Here is a 15,152-nt window from a genome sequence, read left to right on the forward strand (position 1 = left end):
CGCAGCGCCTAATCGAGCACGATCCCCCGCTCTGTAGCCCAACTCGTCAGCACCTGCCGCAGGTTCTCCGGCGGCGCGGCGAGCCAGCCTTCCATGGCTTCGCGGATGGCGGAGACGTCGCACTTGCCGATCATCGCCTTCAAGGGTCCCACCGAGGCCGGGGTGATCGACAGGCGCTCTATCCCCAGGCCGATCAGCGCCAGCGCCTCCAGTTGGCGGCCGCCCATCTCGCCGCAGACGGTCACGTCCACCGCCTGCCCCTCAAGGTTACGCACGATGCGGCGGATGAAGCGCAGGATGGCCGGGCTCAGCCAGTCGTAGCGCTCCGCCAGCTTGGGGTTGGCGCGGTCGGCGGCGAAGAGGAACTGGGTGAGGTCGTTGGTGCCGATCGAGAGGAACTGGATCTTGGGCGCCAGCACGTCGAGCTGCTCGGCCAGCGCGGGCACTTCGAGCATCACGCCGTAGCGGATCGCTTCGGGCACGCGCTTGCGGCGGCTGCGCAAAAATTCCAGCTGGCTGTCGAATACGGCGCGGGCGGCGTCGAACTCCCACGGCTCGCTGACCATCGGGAACATGACGTTGAGCGTGCGCCCGGCCGCGGCCTCCAGGAGCGCGCGCGCCTGGACCTTGAGCAGCCCGTCGCGTTCCAACGCGACGCGAAGGGCCCGCCAGCCCATCGCCGGGTTCTCCTCATCGTCGCCATCGTTGTGCCGCAAGTAGGGCAGCGTCTTGTCGCCGCCGATGTCGACGGTGCGGAACATGACCGGCTTGTTGCCCGCCTGCTCCATGACTTCGCGATAGAGCCGCGTCTGCCGCTCGCGCGCGGGCAATGTCGCCGAGACGAGGAACTGGAATTCGGTGCGGAACAGGCCGATGCCGTCGGCGCCGGTAAGGCCCAGGTTCGCCACGTCGTCGCGCAGGCCGGCGTTGATCATCACGGTGATGCGCTTGCCGTCGGCACTGACCGGCACCACGTCGCGCAGCGCGGCATAGGCGGCCTGGCGCTCGCGGCTGCGGCCAAGGCGAGTATCGAACGCGTCGATCATACCGGTCGAGGCACGCACGGTGACCGTTGCCTGATCGGCATCGAGCAGCAGCTGATCGCCTTCGCGCACTTTGCCCCGCAGGCCCCGCACGCGGCCCAGCACCGGCACGCCCATCGCGCGCGCGACGATCACGACATGGCTGGTGAGCGATCCCTCTTCCAGGATCACGCCCTTGAGGCGGCGGCGGTCGTACTCCAGCAGTTCGGCCGGACCCAGATTGCGCGCGATCAGGATGGCATCGCTGCGCAGGCCCATCGTCGCGGCGGTGCCGAGCTGTCCGGAGACGATGCGCAGGAGACGGTTCGACAAGTCCTCCAGGTCGTGCATGCGATCGGCCAAGAGCGGGTCGTCGATCTGGCGCATGCGCATGCGGGTGCGCTGCTGCACGCGCTCAATCGCCGCCTCGGCAGTCAGGCCGGAATCGATCGCCTCGTTGATGCGGCGGGTCCAGCCTTCGTCGTAGGCGAACATCTTGTAGGTCGCCAGGACCTCCTCGTGCTCGCCGCCGACGCCGAATTCGGCCTGGCTGGCCATGCGCTCGACCTGTTCGCGCATCTTGTCGAAGGCCAGGATCACGCGCTGGCGCTCGGCCTCGGTATCCTCGGCGACGACATGCTCGATCGTGATGCGCGGCTGGTGGTAGACGGCGACCCCGCTGGCGAGCCCCTTCACCAGCGTCAGTCCGCGCAGCGTCTCGGGACCGGTCTGGCCGCTGCCCACGCCGGAATAATCCACCTCGTCGATCAGGTCGGCATTGGTGATGAGCTCGGCGAGCACCATGGCGACCGTCTGCAGCGCCTCCACCTCGATGTCCTCGTACCGGCGCGGCTCGACATGCTGGACGGAGAGCACGCCCACCGCCCTCTCCCGCCGCACGATGGGCACGCCGGCGAAGGAGTGGAACTTGTCCTCGCCGGTTTCGGGCCGGTACATGAAGTCCGGGTGCGCAGTCGCTTCGGCGAGGTTGAGCGCCTCGATATCCTCGGCAATCGTGCCGACCAGCCCCTCGCCCACGGCCATTCGGGTGACGTGCACGGCTTCCTGCGCCAGACCGCGCGTGGCGAACAGCTCGAGCATGCCCTCGCGCAGGAGGTAGATCGAGCACACCTCGCTATGCAGACACTCGCCGATCACCTCAACGACGGTGTTCAGCTTGGCTTGCGCATTGCTGCGCGAGGCCATGACCTCATGCAGACGCGTCAGGATGTTCCGGGCGGCTTCGACGGCTCCGATGCTCATGATTCATCGCGTACCGTAAAGCTGGCGGTTTGGGAACGCAGCCGTGCCGCGATGCGGGGAGTAAAGCTTGCTGCGCGTGTCGGCACCAGGGCCTTTCGGCGCGCTCAGGTCCGGACGCGGGAGCCGCGCGAAGTCGAGAGGCCGCCGCGCGGCTGGTCCGCTCTGGCAGGCCACCTCAAGGCCGGACGCACGCATCTATTCGATCACGGATCCCGGGATCCCGCGCGCGAACCGGCCGGCAATGTTCATGAATGGGAAGCGAAAGAGCCGCGATCAGTGTCGCGCGATCTCTTCCTTGAGGCGCAGCTTGCGCTTCTTGAGAGCCTGGATCGCCACGGCATCGGGCATCGGGCGGCTCATTTCCTGCTGGATCTGACGTTCGATCCCAGCGTGCTTGGTCTGCAGGGCGCTAACGTGCGAAGTCTCCATGGATGATCCTCCTTTACAAGGTGTACCGGATCCGTGTCTGCCGACTCGGCATCATGCAGATGCGGCACAATTGTCATGGAACCATAATAGGGCGGGCTTGCGAAGGCCGTTGATGGCCCATATCGGTGAGCCGCCATCCGGATGCGTCGAGCCGGAACCGGCCTTTTTGGTTGTCTCGACCTTGGGGAAAAGCCCGCGTGACCGAAGAGGAGATGCGCAAGCGTCTGGAAATCCTGAGGATCGAACACCGCGACCTCGATGCCGCGATCGACGCGCTCGGTGCTGCCGGCTCGAACGATCAGCTGCAGATCGCCCGGCTGAAAAAGCGCAAGCTGCGGCTGAAGGACCAGATCGCTCTGATCGAGGACTACCTGATCCCCGACATCATCGCCTGAGATTGCCGGGCGGGGCGAGACGCGGGTCAGCTTCGTCAATTGGGGTTCTTGAGCAGACCGGATGCGACTCGCCGTATTTTGCGGGTTCGTGCCCTTTTCGGACAGCGCACAAACAACGGCGGAAAATCGTCCGCAGCCAGTTGCGGCATGCCGTGGTTCGTTCATACCAGCGGGACATGGGGCAACCAGTCACGATAAATCCAAGGATCGTCGAAGGCTTGTATTGCGAGGCGCTGGTGCTCTCCGACGAGGTGCGCCACGCCTTCGCGCTGAGCAGCCTGAACGACGATCCACAAGCCGACGCGCAAGATCGCGCGCGCATCGCCATGTCGAGCGAGGGCCTGCGCACGACGACCCGGATGATGCACGCGGTGGCCTGGCTGCTCAACCACCGGGCGTACTTCCTGGGCGAGCTGTCCGAGTTCCAGCTGCGTCGCCACGGGCGGCTGTCGCCCGACATGCGCAAGGTCGAACCCGAGCAGTTCGCCCTGCTCCCGCCAGCAGTGCAGGACCTCGTGAGCGCCACGCTGCGCTTCTACGATCGGCTGCTGCGTCTCGATCGTGTCTGGCGGCAGACGGACGAGCCCCCTCCCGGCGCGATCCTTCGCTTGCGCGAGCGGCTGGAGGGTCGGCTGGCGGGCTGAGCCGCGAGCCAGCCTCGGGCGGCTAGGGGTTGGCCGGCTCGACAGTCTCGTCTGCAAGGCCCATATCCGCGGCATGGACGCCGCCACCGACCTTCGCCCTTACACTCATGCCGAGCAGGTCGACCCGCTCGTCCGGCGCGTGCTCGCTCGTAACCCCTCGCCGTTCACCTATACCGGCACACAAAGCTACATCGTCGGCGCGGGTGACCAGGTGGCCGTGATCGATCCCGGTCCCAACGAGGCCGAGCACATCGAGGCGCTCGTCGCCGCGATCGGCGGGGCCAAGCTGGTGGCGATCTGCTGCACCCACACGCATCGCGATCACTCGCCTGCGGCGGCGCCCCTCGCCGCGCTGACGGGGGCCCCGGTGATCGGCTGCGCGCCCTTGACGCTCGACGACGACGGGCCTCGTTCGGATGCCGCGTTCGATGCCGATTACCGTCCCGATCGAGTGCTGGCCGATGGCGAGAGCGTTCGCGGCGATGGCTGGACTCTCGTCGCGGTAGAGACGCCGGGGCACACCTCCAACCACGTCTGCTTCGCACTGCCGGAGAGCGGTGTGCTGTTCACCGGCGATCACGTGATGGGCTGGTCGACCAGCGTCGTCTCGCCCCCGGACGGCGACATGACCGCCTACATGGCGAGCCTCGCCAAGCTGCACGAGCGCGAGGACCGGATCTACTTTCCCGCACATGGCCCCGCGGTGGACAAGCCGCGCCAGCTGGTGCGCGGCATGATCGGCCATCGCCGCAGCCGCGAGAAGCAGATCCTCAAGCAGATCGGCGAAGGGCGCACCCGCATCGGCGCGATGGTGCCGATGATGTACAAGGGCGTGGACGAGCGGCTCTGGCCTGCCGCCGGCCGCTCGGTCCACGCGCATCTGATCGACCTCGCCCGCCGCGGCCTGGTGACCGAGGCGGGCGAGGAATGGGCGCTCGTCGCCGCGAGGGACTGATCTCAGGGCATCAGCATGGCGATCAGGATCAGTGCGCCGACAGCCATCCCGATGAAGATCGCCGCCCGGGCATAGTCGCCGGTGGTGATGCGGTCGTAGTGATCGGCGCGATAGGCCCGATATTGCGGCGCGACGGCGGGGTCGCTGGCCAAGAGGCCGAGATCGAGGGCACTGGCGCCATGGCGGAACCAGGCGTGGACCTCGTCGAGATCGCTGGCGGGCATTTCGGGATAGCGGGACAGCAGCGCGGCGACACGCGCGCGCTCTTCGGCGCGATCGGCGCCGGCTTCGATGGATGACATGGTTCTTGAGTCCTGAACTTGGCTGCAAACGACGCGCTGGCGCCGGCGAAGGGCAAGGTCAGGCGGGCGGAGGACCGCGCGGATCAGGTACGCGTTCGGAACGCTCGCGAGGCGGGGGGCCGCGTGCAAGGGGAAGCAGATGCTTGGCGCGCGGCAGCATCGTCGGCACGGACGCATGCGACACTGGCGCGGGAAAGCGCGGCAGGGCGGGTGTGGGCAGCGCCTGAGGCTGGGCGATCTCGGCCCGGCGGCTGGATGCGAGCGCCACATCGGCCGTCGCCGCACTGAAGGCGGAGCCTGGTGCTCGCTGCAAGGGCGTGACGACCGGCTCCAGTGCCTGCAAGCCGATGGTGGCAAGCAGCAGCGCCGCCCACAAGCGGAACAGGACAAGGGCGCGGCTGGGCGTCATCACCGGCGGATCTAGTGGTTTGGAGCGCATCTTTGAACCCTCCCCGTGCGCCCTCCCCGTGCGCCCTCCCCACAGGGCATGCATGTCTTGCGGCACCGTTCGCGCGATGCGATCGTTGTCTCGACATGACGCCCTCCACCCTTCCGAACATCGTGAAATCCTCCATCCGGCGGCGCGTCGTCGGCCTGTTCAACGATGTCGAGCGCGGCCAGACGCCCGTCGTCCGCAGTGCCGACGCGCTCTTCGTCCCGAATTCGGTGGTGTGGCGGGTGCATGGCGATGTCGGCTCGATGATGGTCGGCGGCGTGGCCAGCCTGCTGCTGCAGATGCTGCACCCGGCCGTGCTGGCGGGCGTGTGGGATCACTCGAACTTTCGCCAGGACATGCACGGCCGCCTGCGCCGCACGGCCCGGTTTATCGCCATGACCACCTATGGCGAGCGGTCTGCGGCGGAGGCGGCGATCACCACGGTAAGGCGCGTGCATGACCGTGTCAGCGGCACCCTGCCCGATGGCACGCCCTATCGCGCCAACGACGCGGAACTGCTCGCCTGGGTGCACGTGACCGAGACCAGCAGCTTCCTGGACGCGTGGATCCGATACTCCGAGCCCTTGATGTCGCTCGCGGATCAGGACCGCTACTTCGCGCAGATGGCGCAAGTGGGCGAGGCGCTGGGCGCCGCCCCCCTGCCGCACTCCCGCGCCCAGGCACGCCAGTTGATCGCCGCGATGCGCAGCCAGCTCAAGGTCGATGGGCGCACGAAGGAAGTGGCCGGCCTTATCCTTGCCGGGCGAGGTGCCCCGGCGATGGGAGATGTGCCGCGCAAGCTGGCGATGCAGGCGGCGATCGACCTGCTGCCCGACTGGGCACGGCGCATGCACGGTTTCGCGATCTCGCCGCTCGAGAGACCGCTGGTGCGGGCAGGCACCTTCGGCGTCGCACAGACCCTGCGCTGGGCTTTTCGCTGAAGGCGGTGGGGCGACACGGTCCCACCCGGCACAACTCGCAGGTCTGCAATATCAAGCGCAATGGCGCTCGGAGCAGGGTCGACACCCTGCCCGCATGCGCCCACATGCGCCGTCATGTTCGCGCGTCTCGCTCCCGCTCTGTTCGTGCTCATCTGGTCGAGCGGCTTCATCGTCGCGCGCTGGGCAGTGCCGCATGGTGCACCCGAGTTGATCCTGCTCGCCCGCATGGTGCTCACGTCCCTGATGATGGGCGCAGCAGCGCTGGTGGCGGGCGAACGCTGGCCCACCGGGCGACGCCTGGGCCTGCATGTCTTGGCCGGTGCCATGCTGAACGGCGTGTACTTGTGCACCAGCTGGTGGGCGGTGTCGCAGGGCATGCCAGCCGGAGTCATGGCGTTGCTGGGCGCGTTGCAGCCGCTGGTGGTGGCAGTCGGCGCCTTCCTCTTCCTGGGCGAGCGGTTGCCGGCGCGTGGCTGGGCGGGACTCGGCATTGCCCTCATCGGCGTGGTCATGGTGCTGGAGCCACTGCTGGAGAGCGGTCTGGCGATCAGCGTACCGTGGTATGTGGTGGCAGGCGCGGTCACATCGATCCTGGCCATGGCGGTCGGAACGATGATCCAGTCGGGCTCGCTGGCACAGGACGGTATCCGGGTGTCGAGCTCGGTGCAGAACGCCGGTGGCGCCGCGATCGCGCTGGGCGCGACAATGGCGCTGGGTGATTACCGCTGGGACAACTCGCTGAGCTTGTGGCTGGGCCTGGCCTGGTCGGTGCTGATGCTGTCCGCCGCCGCGCTGTCGCTGCTGGTCTGGATGACCCGCCGCCAGGGCGCCACGCGCGTCAGCGTGCTGCTGCTGCTGGTTCCGCCGCTCACCGCGATCGAGTCGCGACTGCTGTTCGGCGAGCACCTGATCACGATCCAGCTGCTCGGCTTTGCCCTGGCGCTCGGTGGCGTGCTGCTCGCGCGTTCGGGCAAGAACGCGCTGCCGCCGGAACCGGCCTAGCGCTTCTCGTAGCGGGTGAGGCCCGGGCCGATGGCGTTCTGGCCCAGCTTCACCGCATCGCCCGACCAGTCCGCCACGAACGCACTGCGGCGCTCGACTCCGGGCGCGAAGCGGGCGTCGTTGCCGTCGATCAGCAAGCCACCGGAGGTGTGGTTCTGGTGCTCGGCGGCGACGGCGATAAACGCGGAGTAGTTCTCCTTGTCGCGTCCCTGCACGAACCAGTTGCCGGCGATCTTGCCGGTGGCACCGTCGCTGAGGTCGATCATGTAGTTGCTCTGGCGGCCGTGCGAATCGTCGAAGCTGGAGTTGAGGATCGCCACCTTGGCGGCGCGGGTCTTGGCGTAGTGGCCGCCAGTGCCCTGCTCGAAGCGGCTGCGGGTGACGGTCAGCGCGCCGTAGTTGCCGATATAGATCGAGTGCGCGCAGCCTGAGCCCTCGCACGTGCCCAGGCGGGTGAAGGTAGACTTGTCGATCTGGACCACGCCTTGCGGATCATCGCCGGTGAGGATGCCCTGCTCGCTATCGCGGAACCACGATTGCGAGACCGAAAGGCTGCCGTGTTCCAGCCGGATCCCAGCGCCGTTCTTGTCGCTGACGCGCATGTTGGCGAAGACCAGGCCCTCGACGCGGGAGGCGCGTCCGCGGAGCACCAGCGCGGCCTTGCCCTCGCAGGTCACACCGTCGAACACCGCCTGGCCGGGCGTCGCGGCCACATAAGTCACGTCGCCCTGCGTCTGCACTCCGCAGTCGGCATAACGCGCAGGCGCAAGGCGAACCGTACCGCGCGCATCGCCGATGGCGTCGATCGCGTCCTGGAGGCGCGTATAGCCGCGACCGCTTTCGACCACCGTGTAGGGCGCCGCTGCGTCATCGCGTGCGAGGGTCGGAGCAGCGGCGAGCGCAAGCGCGGCCGTGCCGGCGGCAAGGAGGATCGTCTTCATGACGCCTGGGTATAAGGACCGAGGGTTAAAGATCTTGTCCTCCCCGACACGGGGAGGGGGACCGCCAGCGCAGCTGGTGGTGGAGGGGACTCACAACCGAGCACAAGTTTGCCGGTCAGGTCGCTTCGAGGCCATAGTCCCCACCACCACCCTTCGGGTGGTCCCCCTCCCCGTGCCGGGGAGGACACGCATATTACATATCGTGTCCCACTGCGCGCAGGACTTGCAGCCTCATCCACTCTGCCTAACTTGACCGTGCGGGCCGGGCCCCTCTGGCGCGGCGCTCCCTTGGAGCGTCACGTGATGTCGGACCGCATCGGATGAGACCGATGCTGGGACCCGGGGCACCTTCCCCCAAACTCCCTAGGCTGCGGGATCGAGCATCGGCTCATCCGATCGAACCAACTTTCACGTTCGATAGGGATCCCAGATATGAACACCCGCTCCTTCCTGATGCTAGAGCTGTTGCAGAGGCTCGATGCGCGTTTGCGCGTCGCGCGTACGCCGGTGGAGGCGGCACGCCTGCGCGTCCGCAAGCGCAACCTGCGCGAGCGGCTGGCGCGCGCCATGACCGCATCCGCGCTGCAGATGGCGTGAGGCGCGCATGGAACTGCTGACCGCCGACTGGCTGGGAACTCCGGCCTGGTTCTGGCTGGCCTTCGCGGCCATCGTCCTCATCCTCACCGCCTTCGACCTCGGCTTCCTGCACAAGGACGACCGCGAGATGGGCATCGGTGAGTCGCTGAAGCTGTCGGTGTTCTACATCGCCATCGCCATGGCGTTCGGCGGCTGGGTGTGGTTCGCGAAAGGCGCGACCTCCGGCGTGGAGTACTACACCGGCTACTTCATCGAGAAGGCGCTCTCGATCGACAACGTCTTCGTCATCTCGATGATCTTCGGCTTCTTCGCGATCGCGCCCAAGTACCAGTACCGCGCGCTGCTCTGGGGCATTCTCGCCGTCATCGTGCTGCGCGGCCTGATGATCGCGGGCGGTGCGGCTCTGGTGGCAAGCGCGCACTGGGTGATGTGGATCTTCGCCGCGTTCCTGGTCTTCACCGGCGTGAAGATGCTGCTCGCCAAGGATCACGATCCAGACATCGGCAACAACGTGGCGGTGCGCTGGATCTCCCGCCACATGAACGTGACCAAGGAGCACCACGGTCACCACTTCTTCGTCAAGGTGCCCGACAAGACCGGCAAGCTCGCCTGGGCGGCGACACCGCTGTTCCTGGCGCTGGTCGTGATCAACCTCGCGGACCTGGTGTTCGCCGTCGATTCGGTGCCGGCGATCTTCTCGATCACGACCGATACCTTCGTGGTCTACACGTCGAACATCATGGCGATCCTGGGCTTGCGCGCGCTGTACTTCGCGCTGGCCGCAATGGTGCACCGCTTCCACTACCTCAAGTACGCGCTGGCTCTGGTGCTGGTGTTTATCGGCGCGAAGATCCTGGTGGCCGACTTCGTGCTGGGCGGCGCCAAGTTCCCGCCGCTGCTGAGCCTCGGGGTGACGCTTGCCTTGATCGCGGGTGGTGTCGTCTGGTCCTTGTGGAAAACGCGTGGGGAGGAGAAGGTTCTGCCAGCTGCCTGATCGCTCGGCGTCGCCCCTGCCAAGGCCGGGGCGACGCCTTCGCTGGAATGAAGAGGTTTGGTTGGCGCGAGATGGGGTAAGCTTTCGCCGTGCATGGCCGGGGACACGCCGCTAAGGCGCGGCGATGAAAGCCGTTTCCGCTCAGCCGAAGCCGCGCAGCTGGAGCCCCGCCCACCTCGCCGCCCTGATCGCCGCCAACGTCGCGCTCGCGTTGGGCCCCTGGTTCGTGCGCCTGGCGGACACCGGGCCGGTCGCCGCCGGCTTCTGGCGGCTGACGCTCGCGGTGCCCGTGATCTTCGCACTCTCCTTGCGCGAGCCCGCCGAGCGCCGCCGCGTTGCCGGCGGAACATTGGTTCTGGTGGCCGGCGCGGGCGCGTTCTTCGCGCTGGACCTGGCAAGCTGGCACGTCGGCATCGCTACCACCAAGCTCGCCAACGCGTCGCTGTTCGGCAACTCCGGCAGCCTTATCCTCATGGCCTGGGGCCTGGTCGCCGCACGCCGCGCGCCGCGCGGGCTTGAGGTCGCCGCCATCCTCTCGGCGCTGGCAGGTGCGGCGCTGCTGATGGGCAGCTCTTTGGAAGTGAGCCATGCCAGCTTCGTGGGCGATCTGTTCTGCCTGCTGGCCGGCTTCTTCTACGCCTTCTACATCCTGATGCTCGCCCCCGCCCGCGCACGGCTCGGCCAGTTCTCGGTCCTGTTCTGGTCGACCCTGACCGGCGCGCCGATCCTGCTGGGCGTAGCGGCGCTCATGGGCGAGGCGATCGTGCCGCACGACTGGACGCCGCTGCTGGTGCTGGCGATGAGCAGCCAGGTGATCGGACAGGGCCTGCTGATCTACTCGCTGAAGAACTTCACGCCGCTGGTGATCGGCCTGGCGCTGCTGACGCAGCCGGCGGTGTCCGCACTTGCGGGCTGGCTGGCCTTCGGAGAAGTGCTGAGCCTCGGCGATGTTGCCGGCATGGTGCTTCTGGCGGGTGCGCTGGCGATGGCGAAAGCGGGTGACAAGCCATCCTGAGCCACATTTTTAACGGCCTTTGCACCCGATGCTCGTCATCCCCGCGAAGACAGGGATACATCTCCTGACCTCATGTAAAAGGCACTGGCTGGAAATAGATCCCCGCATGCGCGGGAATGACGAAGGTCTTCTTTGCGGGCGACGCGAGCGAACTTAACGCGCGCCCAGATCTCCCTGGCCGATGGTGCCGCTGGCCAGCTCCAGCATGCGGTCCAGGCTCTTCTTGGCGGCGAGGCGCAAAGGCTCCTCGATCTCGATCCGCGGCTCCAGGTCGCGAAGCGCGAGGTAGAGCTTCTCCATGGTGTTGAGCGCCATGTAGGGGCAGATGTTGCAGTTGCAGTTGCCGTCCGCACCGGGCGCGCCGATGAAGGTCTTGTCCGGCAGGGCAAGCTGCATCTGGTGGATGATGTGCGGTTCGGTGGCGACGATCAGCGTGTCGCCCGGCATCGTCTTGGCAAACTGCAGGATGCCGCTGGTCGATCCGACATAGTCCGCATGGTCGACGATCGTCGGCGGGCATTCGGGATGCGCGGCGATCGGCGCACCGGGGTTCTGCGCCTTGAGCTTCAGCAGCTCGGTCTCGCTGAAGGCCTCGTGGACGATGCACACGCCCGGCCACAGCAGCATGTCGCGGCCGAACTTGCGGTTGAGATAGCCGCCCAGGTGCCGGTCGGGCCCGAAGATGATCTTCTGGTCCTTCGGGATCTGCGCCAGGATCGTCTCCGCGCTCGAGCTGGTGACGATCACGTCCGATAGTGCCTTCACCTCGGTCGAGCAGTTGATGTAGGTCAGCGCGATGTGATCGGGATGCGCCTCACGGAAAGCCTTGAACTTTTCCGGCGGGCACGAATCCTCGAGGCTGCAGCCCGCGTCCATGTCGGGCAGCACCACGATCTTCTCGGGGCTGAGGATCTTGGCGGTGTCGGCCATGAACTTGACCCCGCAGAACGCGATCACCTCGGCATCGGTGTCGGCCGCCTTGCGGCTGAGCTCCAGCGAGTCCCCCACGAAGTCCGCGATGTCCTGCAGTTCGGGCTTCTGGTAATAGTGCGCGAGGATAACCGCGTTGCGCTCCTTGCGCAGCCGATCGATCTCGGCGCGCAAGTCTACTCCGGTCAGGTTGAGGGTCTGTGCGGTCATGGTATCCCCTGGGTCTTTGATCGCCCATGTAGTGAGTGCGCCTCGCCAGCCCAAGGACTTTCGCGAGAGACTTGGCGCTATCGGGCGGTCGGCGCGGGCTCGACTTCGAAGCGCGCGTTCACCGTCACATCTCCGAAGCCGGCGACTTGCAGCGGGATGGCAAGGTTCTGGCGTAACGCCTCCTTGGCGGCCGATCGCGCCAGGGTCATCAGCACCGGATTGCTGGCCTGCTGCCTCGCCTGCTGCTCCGCCAACCGGGTGTTGGTGCGGCTGAGCGAGTCCTGCGCCTCGCGGCTGATCCACACGCCTTCGCGCAAGTATTGCGCCCTGCCCTCGTCGAGGTTGGGCGTACCGACGCTGAGAGGTGGCAGCAGCACATCGAGCGTATGCGTGGCCGTGTTCCAGGCGAGGCGGTTGCGATCCATCTTCGACAGGTCGAGCGAATAGTCGACCCGTGCCGGGATCACCGCGACTTGCCGCGACTTGACAAAGCCTAGCAGCCGGCTGTCCTCGGCGGCGACCACGGGCGCCAGTTGGGCGCTGAACACGGTCAGCCGGTTCTGCTTTTCGAACGCGACGATGGTCGTGCCGATCGGATCGCCGCCGCCTCGCGGCCAGAACGCGCGATATCCAAGCCATGCGGCGAGCGCGAGCATGACGATGAACAGCAGCCAAGGCAGCGCCTGGGTTCGAGCGAGGGCTCTCCGGCGTTCGGCCGGCGGGGCATCGGGAGTGGTGATCATGCGACAGGAACGCGGCAAGGTGGAGGGGTGTTCCGCCGCTTGCGAGCGCGCCTTTCACCGTTGGTCAGCGAGCCTTCTTTCTGCAATCGACGCGCCGCCGACAAAGGGCAACCGGGCGATGGTGGACGCGCCATCACGCCCGCTCGTCGCCAGTCAGAGCAAATGCCCCGTCCGATCGCGCTTGGTATCCAGATACCGGGCGTTGTGCGGATTGGGCGGCAGCTGGTGCGGCACGCGCTCCATCACCGTCACGCCCACCTCTTCGAGCGCAGCGACCTTGGCCGGATTGTTGGTCATCAAGCGGATGGCATGGACCCCCAGCAAGTCCAGCATGCGCGCGGCGACCGGAAAGTCGCGCGCCTCGGTCGGCAATCCGAGCCGGTTGTTGGCGTCCACCGTATCGAACCCCTGGTCCTGCAATCGATAGGCCCGCAGCTTGTTGACGAGGCCTATCCCTCGCCCCTCCTGCCGCAAGTAGAGCAGCACGCCCCAGCCCCCTTGCGCGGCCTCTGCCGCCATCGCCCGCAGCGCGGCGTCGAGCTGCGGACCGCAATCGCACTTGAGCGAACCGAGGATGTCGCCGGTCAGGCACTCGGAATGAAGCCTTACCAGCGGGGGGCGATCGCCATCCTGCGTGCCGATCACCAGCGCCACGTGCTCGCGCATGTCGTCGCGCGAGCGGAAGGCAACGATCTCGGCCTCGTCGGTCGCCGCGACCGGCAAGTGCGCGCGCGACGCGATTGCGAGCCGTCCCGTGTCCTTCCATGCGGTCAGGTCGGTGGCGACGACGACCTGCGGCTCCTCTGCCGCGACTGGATCGACGAGAAAGGCCGGCAGGATGCCCGCCAATCGCGCCAGCTCCATCGCAGTCTTCGCGGCATCGAGATCGGCGATGGGATCCGCGGCGAACGGCCCCTTCATCGGGTATACCAGGTCCAGCGCCGGATCGGCGATGGCGCGCGCCGCGGACAGGTCAAAGGGTTCGGCGCCGCGGATCAGCACCGGTGCTTCGGGCACCGCGGCCTCGCGCTGGTTGGCGAGCTTCAAGGTCACTGCCCGGGCAGCGGAGATCAGCATGCGCGACCCTTGCGCGCCAGGCGCAAAGCCGGTTTCGGCAGGCAGCAACGTGAACGCCGCGGCTCCTGAAGCGGAAGCGACCTGGATCGGCCAGCCATGGCGCAGCGCGTCGATCGACAGCGCCACCCGGCGGGACGGCGAGGCCTCGCTCAGAGATCGAACTCGGTGATCAGCGGCACGTGATCGCTCGGCTGCTCCCAGCGCCGCGTCTCCTCGACGAAGCGGTGCGCGCGGGCTTGCGGCGCGAGTTCGGGACTGGCCCACATGTGGTCGAGCCGGCGACCCTGGTCCTTCTCGCGCCAGTAGCTGCGATAGGACCACCAGGAATAGTTGCGCTCGGGCGCCGGGATGAACCGACGGCCCAGGTCGACCCAGCCGTGCGCATCGCGGAATGTGCCAAGCGTCTCCACTTCGATGGGCGTGTGGCTGACCACCTTGAGCAGCGCCTTGTGATCGTAGACGTCGCAATCGAGCGGCGCGACGTTGAAGTCCCCGACGATCAGCGTCGGCCGGTCGATGGCGTCCGCCCATCGCGTCATCCGTCCCAGGAAGTCGAGCTTCTGGCCGAACTTGGCGTTGACCGCGCGGTCGGGCACGTCGCCGCCTGCGGGAATGTAGACGTTCTCGACGATCAGGCCCTGCCCGGCGCCGAGCAGCTCGATGCCGATGTGACGGGCTTCGCCGTTGTCCTGCCAGTCATGCTTCGAGAAGTCGCGGAACGGCAGGCGGCTGACGGTCGCGACGCCGTGGTAGCCCTTCTGGCCGTGGACGGCGCGGTGCACGTAGCCGAGCCGCTCGAACATCTCGTGCGGGAACAGGTGCTCGGCGACCTTGATCTCCTGAAGGCAGAGCACGTCGGGGGCCTGTTCGGTGAGGAAGCGCTCGACCTGATCGATGCGCAGGCGGACCGAGTTGATGTTCCAGGTGGCGATACTGACCATGCCGGCGCTTTAGGGATGCAAGGGCGCAAATGCCAGAGGGCGGTGTCCGCCATCGGCATGGCACGATCTACCCGCCGCCCCTCGCGACAGACCATCTGATGGGTGCTGCAGACAAATGAAAACCCTCGAGCCGGGGGCAGAGGCTCGAGGGTTCCATTGAGCGTTCGTCACGCTTGTCAGCCAGCTGATGTGGAGGCCGGGCAACAGGGGGGAAACCCGCCTCAAGCCTTGCTGACCACCCTTATCTAGGAGCTTTTGCCTTGCTGCCAAGTGAACGGAACGGCCCCTTTTGTCGCCATTTGTCGCATTGAGTGG

General features: G+C 67.0%; 17 protein-coding genes. 8 read left to right on the forward strand and 9 right to left on the reverse strand.

Annotated elements, in window-relative coordinates:
* Nucleotides 1-8: 8 nt before the first annotated feature.
* Complete coding sequence (gene ptsP / locus HNO88_RS13995) at nucleotides 9-2,285, reverse strand: phosphoenolpyruvate--protein phosphotransferase (RefSeq protein ID WP_184246572.1); 2,277 nt, start codon at nucleotides 2,283-2,285, stop codon at nucleotides 9-11.
* 273 nt (nucleotides 2,286-2,558) lie between these two features.
* Nucleotides 2,559-2,714, reverse strand: coding sequence for a YdcH family protein (locus tag HNO88_RS14000; RefSeq protein ID WP_184246575.1), 156 nt, complete (start codon nucleotides 2,712-2,714; stop codon nucleotides 2,559-2,561).
* Nucleotides 2,715-2,911: 197 nt separating this feature from the next.
* On the opposite strand from HNO88_RS14000, the gene HNO88_RS14005 reads away from it, so the two are divergent.
* The 3 genes from HNO88_RS14005 to HNO88_RS14015 all read left to right on the forward strand — a co-directional run bounded on the left by HNO88_RS14005 (nucleotide 2,912) and on the right by HNO88_RS14015 (nucleotide 4,708).
* Nucleotides 2,912-3,109, forward strand: coding sequence for a YdcH family protein (locus tag HNO88_RS14005; RefSeq protein ID WP_184246793.1), 198 nt, complete (start codon nucleotides 2,912-2,914; stop codon nucleotides 3,107-3,109).
* 176 nt (nucleotides 3,110-3,285) lie between these two features.
* Nucleotides 3,286-3,753 (forward strand): DUF1465 family protein, encoded by a 468-nt coding sequence (locus HNO88_RS14010; RefSeq protein WP_184246578.1) that lies wholly within the window; start codon nucleotides 3,286-3,288, stop codon nucleotides 3,751-3,753.
* A gap of 73 nt (nucleotides 3,754-3,826) precedes the next feature.
* A complete protein-coding gene (locus HNO88_RS14015) occupies nucleotides 3,827-4,708 on the forward strand; it encodes an MBL fold metallo-hydrolase (RefSeq protein ID WP_184246581.1) in 882 nt (293 codons plus the stop codon).
* Nucleotides 4,709-4,710: 2 nt separating this feature from the next.
* Here the strand turns inward: HNO88_RS14015 and HNO88_RS14020 are convergent, their stop codons facing one another.
* Nucleotides 4,711-5,010, reverse strand: coding sequence for a hypothetical protein (locus HNO88_RS14020; RefSeq protein WP_184246584.1), 300 nt, complete (start codon nucleotides 5,008-5,010; stop codon nucleotides 4,711-4,713).
* A gap of 58 nt (nucleotides 5,011-5,068) precedes the next feature.
* Nucleotides 5,069-5,449: a hypothetical protein gene (locus tag HNO88_RS14025; RefSeq protein WP_246381779.1), complete on the reverse strand. Its 381-nt coding sequence runs from the start codon at nucleotides 5,447-5,449 to the stop codon at nucleotides 5,069-5,071.
* A 95-nt stretch (nucleotides 5,450-5,544) separates the two neighbouring features.
* Between HNO88_RS14025 and HNO88_RS14030 the strand changes: the two genes are divergently transcribed.
* Together HNO88_RS14030 and HNO88_RS14035 are read left to right on the forward strand one after the other, a co-directional pair.
* Nucleotides 5,545-6,387 carry an oxygenase MpaB family protein gene (locus tag HNO88_RS14030; RefSeq protein WP_184246587.1) on the forward strand — a complete coding sequence of 281 codons (843 nt, stop codon included), beginning with the start codon at nucleotides 5,545-5,547 and terminating at the stop codon, nucleotides 6,385-6,387.
* A 114-nt stretch (nucleotides 6,388-6,501) separates the two neighbouring features.
* Nucleotides 6,502-7,389 carry a DMT family transporter gene (locus tag HNO88_RS14035; RefSeq protein WP_184246590.1) on the forward strand — a complete coding sequence of 296 codons (888 nt, stop codon included), beginning with the start codon at nucleotides 6,502-6,504 and terminating at the stop codon, nucleotides 7,387-7,389.
* Here HNO88_RS14035 and HNO88_RS14040 read toward each other — a convergent pair.
* A complete protein-coding gene (locus tag HNO88_RS14040; RefSeq protein ID WP_184246595.1) occupies nucleotides 7,386-8,330 on the reverse strand; it encodes a right-handed parallel beta-helix repeat-containing protein in 945 nt (314 codons plus the stop codon). The two genes, HNO88_RS14035 and HNO88_RS14040, sit on opposite strands and share 4 nt — an antisense overlap.
* 432 nt (nucleotides 8,331-8,762) lie before the next feature.
* Between HNO88_RS14040 and HNO88_RS14045 the strand changes: the two genes are divergently transcribed.
* From HNO88_RS14045 to HNO88_RS14055, 3 genes are all read left to right on the forward strand, one after another.
* Nucleotides 8,763-8,927, forward strand: coding sequence for a DUF465 domain-containing protein (locus tag HNO88_RS14045; protein ID WP_184246598.1), 165 nt, complete (start codon nucleotides 8,763-8,765; stop codon nucleotides 8,925-8,927).
* Between the two features lie 7 nt (nucleotides 8,928-8,934).
* Nucleotides 8,935-9,921, forward strand: coding sequence for a TerC family protein (locus tag HNO88_RS14050; RefSeq protein WP_184246601.1), 987 nt, complete (start codon nucleotides 8,935-8,937; stop codon nucleotides 9,919-9,921).
* Between the two features lie 124 nt (nucleotides 9,922-10,045).
* Nucleotides 10,046-10,936: a DMT family transporter gene (locus tag HNO88_RS14055; RefSeq protein ID WP_184246604.1), complete on the forward strand. Its 891-nt coding sequence runs from the start codon at nucleotides 10,046-10,048 to the stop codon at nucleotides 10,934-10,936.
* A gap of 153 nt (nucleotides 10,937-11,089) precedes the next feature.
* Here the strand turns inward: HNO88_RS14055 and nadA are convergent, their stop codons facing one another.
* The 4 genes from nadA to HNO88_RS14075 all read right to left on the reverse strand — a co-directional run bounded on the left by nadA (nucleotide 11,090) and on the right by HNO88_RS14075 (nucleotide 14,837).
* Nucleotides 11,090-12,076 carry a quinolinate synthase NadA gene (nadA, locus tag HNO88_RS14060; protein ID WP_184246607.1) on the reverse strand — a complete coding sequence of 329 codons (987 nt, stop codon included), beginning with the start codon at nucleotides 12,074-12,076 and terminating at the stop codon, nucleotides 11,090-11,092.
* Nucleotides 12,077-12,153: 77 nt separating this feature from the next.
* Nucleotides 12,154-12,819, reverse strand: a complete 666-nt coding sequence (locus tag HNO88_RS14065) for a DUF4230 domain-containing protein (RefSeq protein WP_184246610.1) — start codon at nucleotides 12,817-12,819, stop codon at nucleotides 12,154-12,156.
* A 153-nt stretch (nucleotides 12,820-12,972) separates the two neighbouring features.
* Nucleotides 12,973-14,022: a GTP cyclohydrolase II gene (gene ribA, locus HNO88_RS14070; RefSeq protein ID WP_312857079.1), complete on the reverse strand. Its 1,050-nt coding sequence runs from the start codon at nucleotides 14,020-14,022 to the stop codon at nucleotides 12,973-12,975.
* Between the two features lie 23 nt (nucleotides 14,023-14,045).
* The gene (locus tag HNO88_RS14075) at nucleotides 14,046-14,837 is read right to left on the reverse strand and encodes an exodeoxyribonuclease III (protein WP_184246613.1); all 792 of its coding nucleotides are present in this window, start codon (nucleotides 14,835-14,837) and stop codon (nucleotides 14,046-14,048) included.
* Nucleotides 14,838-15,152: the final 315 nt, after the last annotated feature.

Origin of the sequence: Novosphingobium chloroacetimidivorans, assembly GCF_014204535.1 — a bacterium.
Lineage (GTDB): Bacteria > Pseudomonadota > Alphaproteobacteria > Sphingomonadales > Sphingomonadaceae > Novosphingobium > Novosphingobium chloroacetimidivorans.

Excerpts from the sequence above, each read along its gene's own strand:
- HNO88_RS14055 (WP_184246604.1), top strand. The coding sequence starts at position 10,046 with ATGAAAGCCGTTTCCGCTCAGCCGAAGCCGCGCAGCTGGAGCCCCGCC.
- HNO88_RS14035 (WP_184246590.1), top strand. The coding sequence starts at position 6,502 with ATGTTCGCGCGTCTCGCTCCCGCTCTGTTCGTGCTCATCTGGTCGAGC.
- HNO88_RS14000 (WP_184246575.1), bottom strand. The coding sequence starts at position 2,714 with ATGGAGACTTCGCACGTTAGCGCCCTGCAGACCAAGCACGCTGGGATC.
- HNO88_RS14010 (WP_184246578.1), top strand. The coding sequence starts at position 3,286 with ATGGGGCAACCAGTCACGATAAATCCAAGGATCGTCGAAGGCTTGTAT.
- nadA (WP_184246607.1), bottom strand. The coding sequence starts at position 12,076 with ATGACCGCACAGACCCTCAACCTGACCGGAGTAGACTTGCGCGCCGAG.
- HNO88_RS14025 (WP_246381779.1), bottom strand. The coding sequence starts at position 5,449 with ATGCGCTCCAAACCACTAGATCCGCCGGTGATGACGCCCAGCCGCGCC.
- HNO88_RS14050 (WP_184246601.1), top strand. The coding sequence starts at position 8,935 with ATGGAACTGCTGACCGCCGACTGGCTGGGAACTCCGGCCTGGTTCTGG.
- HNO88_RS14030 (WP_184246587.1), top strand. The coding sequence starts at position 5,545 with ATGACGCCCTCCACCCTTCCGAACATCGTGAAATCCTCCATCCGGCGG.
- HNO88_RS14040 (WP_184246595.1), bottom strand. The coding sequence starts at position 8,330 with ATGAAGACGATCCTCCTTGCCGCCGGCACGGCCGCGCTTGCGCTCGCC.
- HNO88_RS14075 (WP_184246613.1), bottom strand. The coding sequence starts at position 14,837 with ATGGTCAGTATCGCCACCTGGAACATCAACTCGGTCCGCCTGCGCATC.
- HNO88_RS14020 (WP_184246584.1), bottom strand. The coding sequence starts at position 5,010 with ATGTCATCCATCGAAGCCGGCGCCGATCGCGCCGAAGAGCGCGCGCGT.
- HNO88_RS14065 (WP_184246610.1), bottom strand. The coding sequence starts at position 12,819 with ATGATCACCACTCCCGATGCCCCGCCGGCCGAACGCCGGAGAGCCCTC.
- HNO88_RS14045 (WP_184246598.1), top strand. The coding sequence starts at position 8,763 with ATGAACACCCGCTCCTTCCTGATGCTAGAGCTGTTGCAGAGGCTCGAT.
- ptsP (WP_184246572.1), bottom strand. The coding sequence starts at position 2,285 with ATGAGCATCGGAGCCGTCGAAGCCGCCCGGAACATCCTGACGCGTCTG.
- HNO88_RS14015 (WP_184246581.1), top strand. The coding sequence starts at position 3,827 with ATGGACGCCGCCACCGACCTTCGCCCTTACACTCATGCCGAGCAGGTC.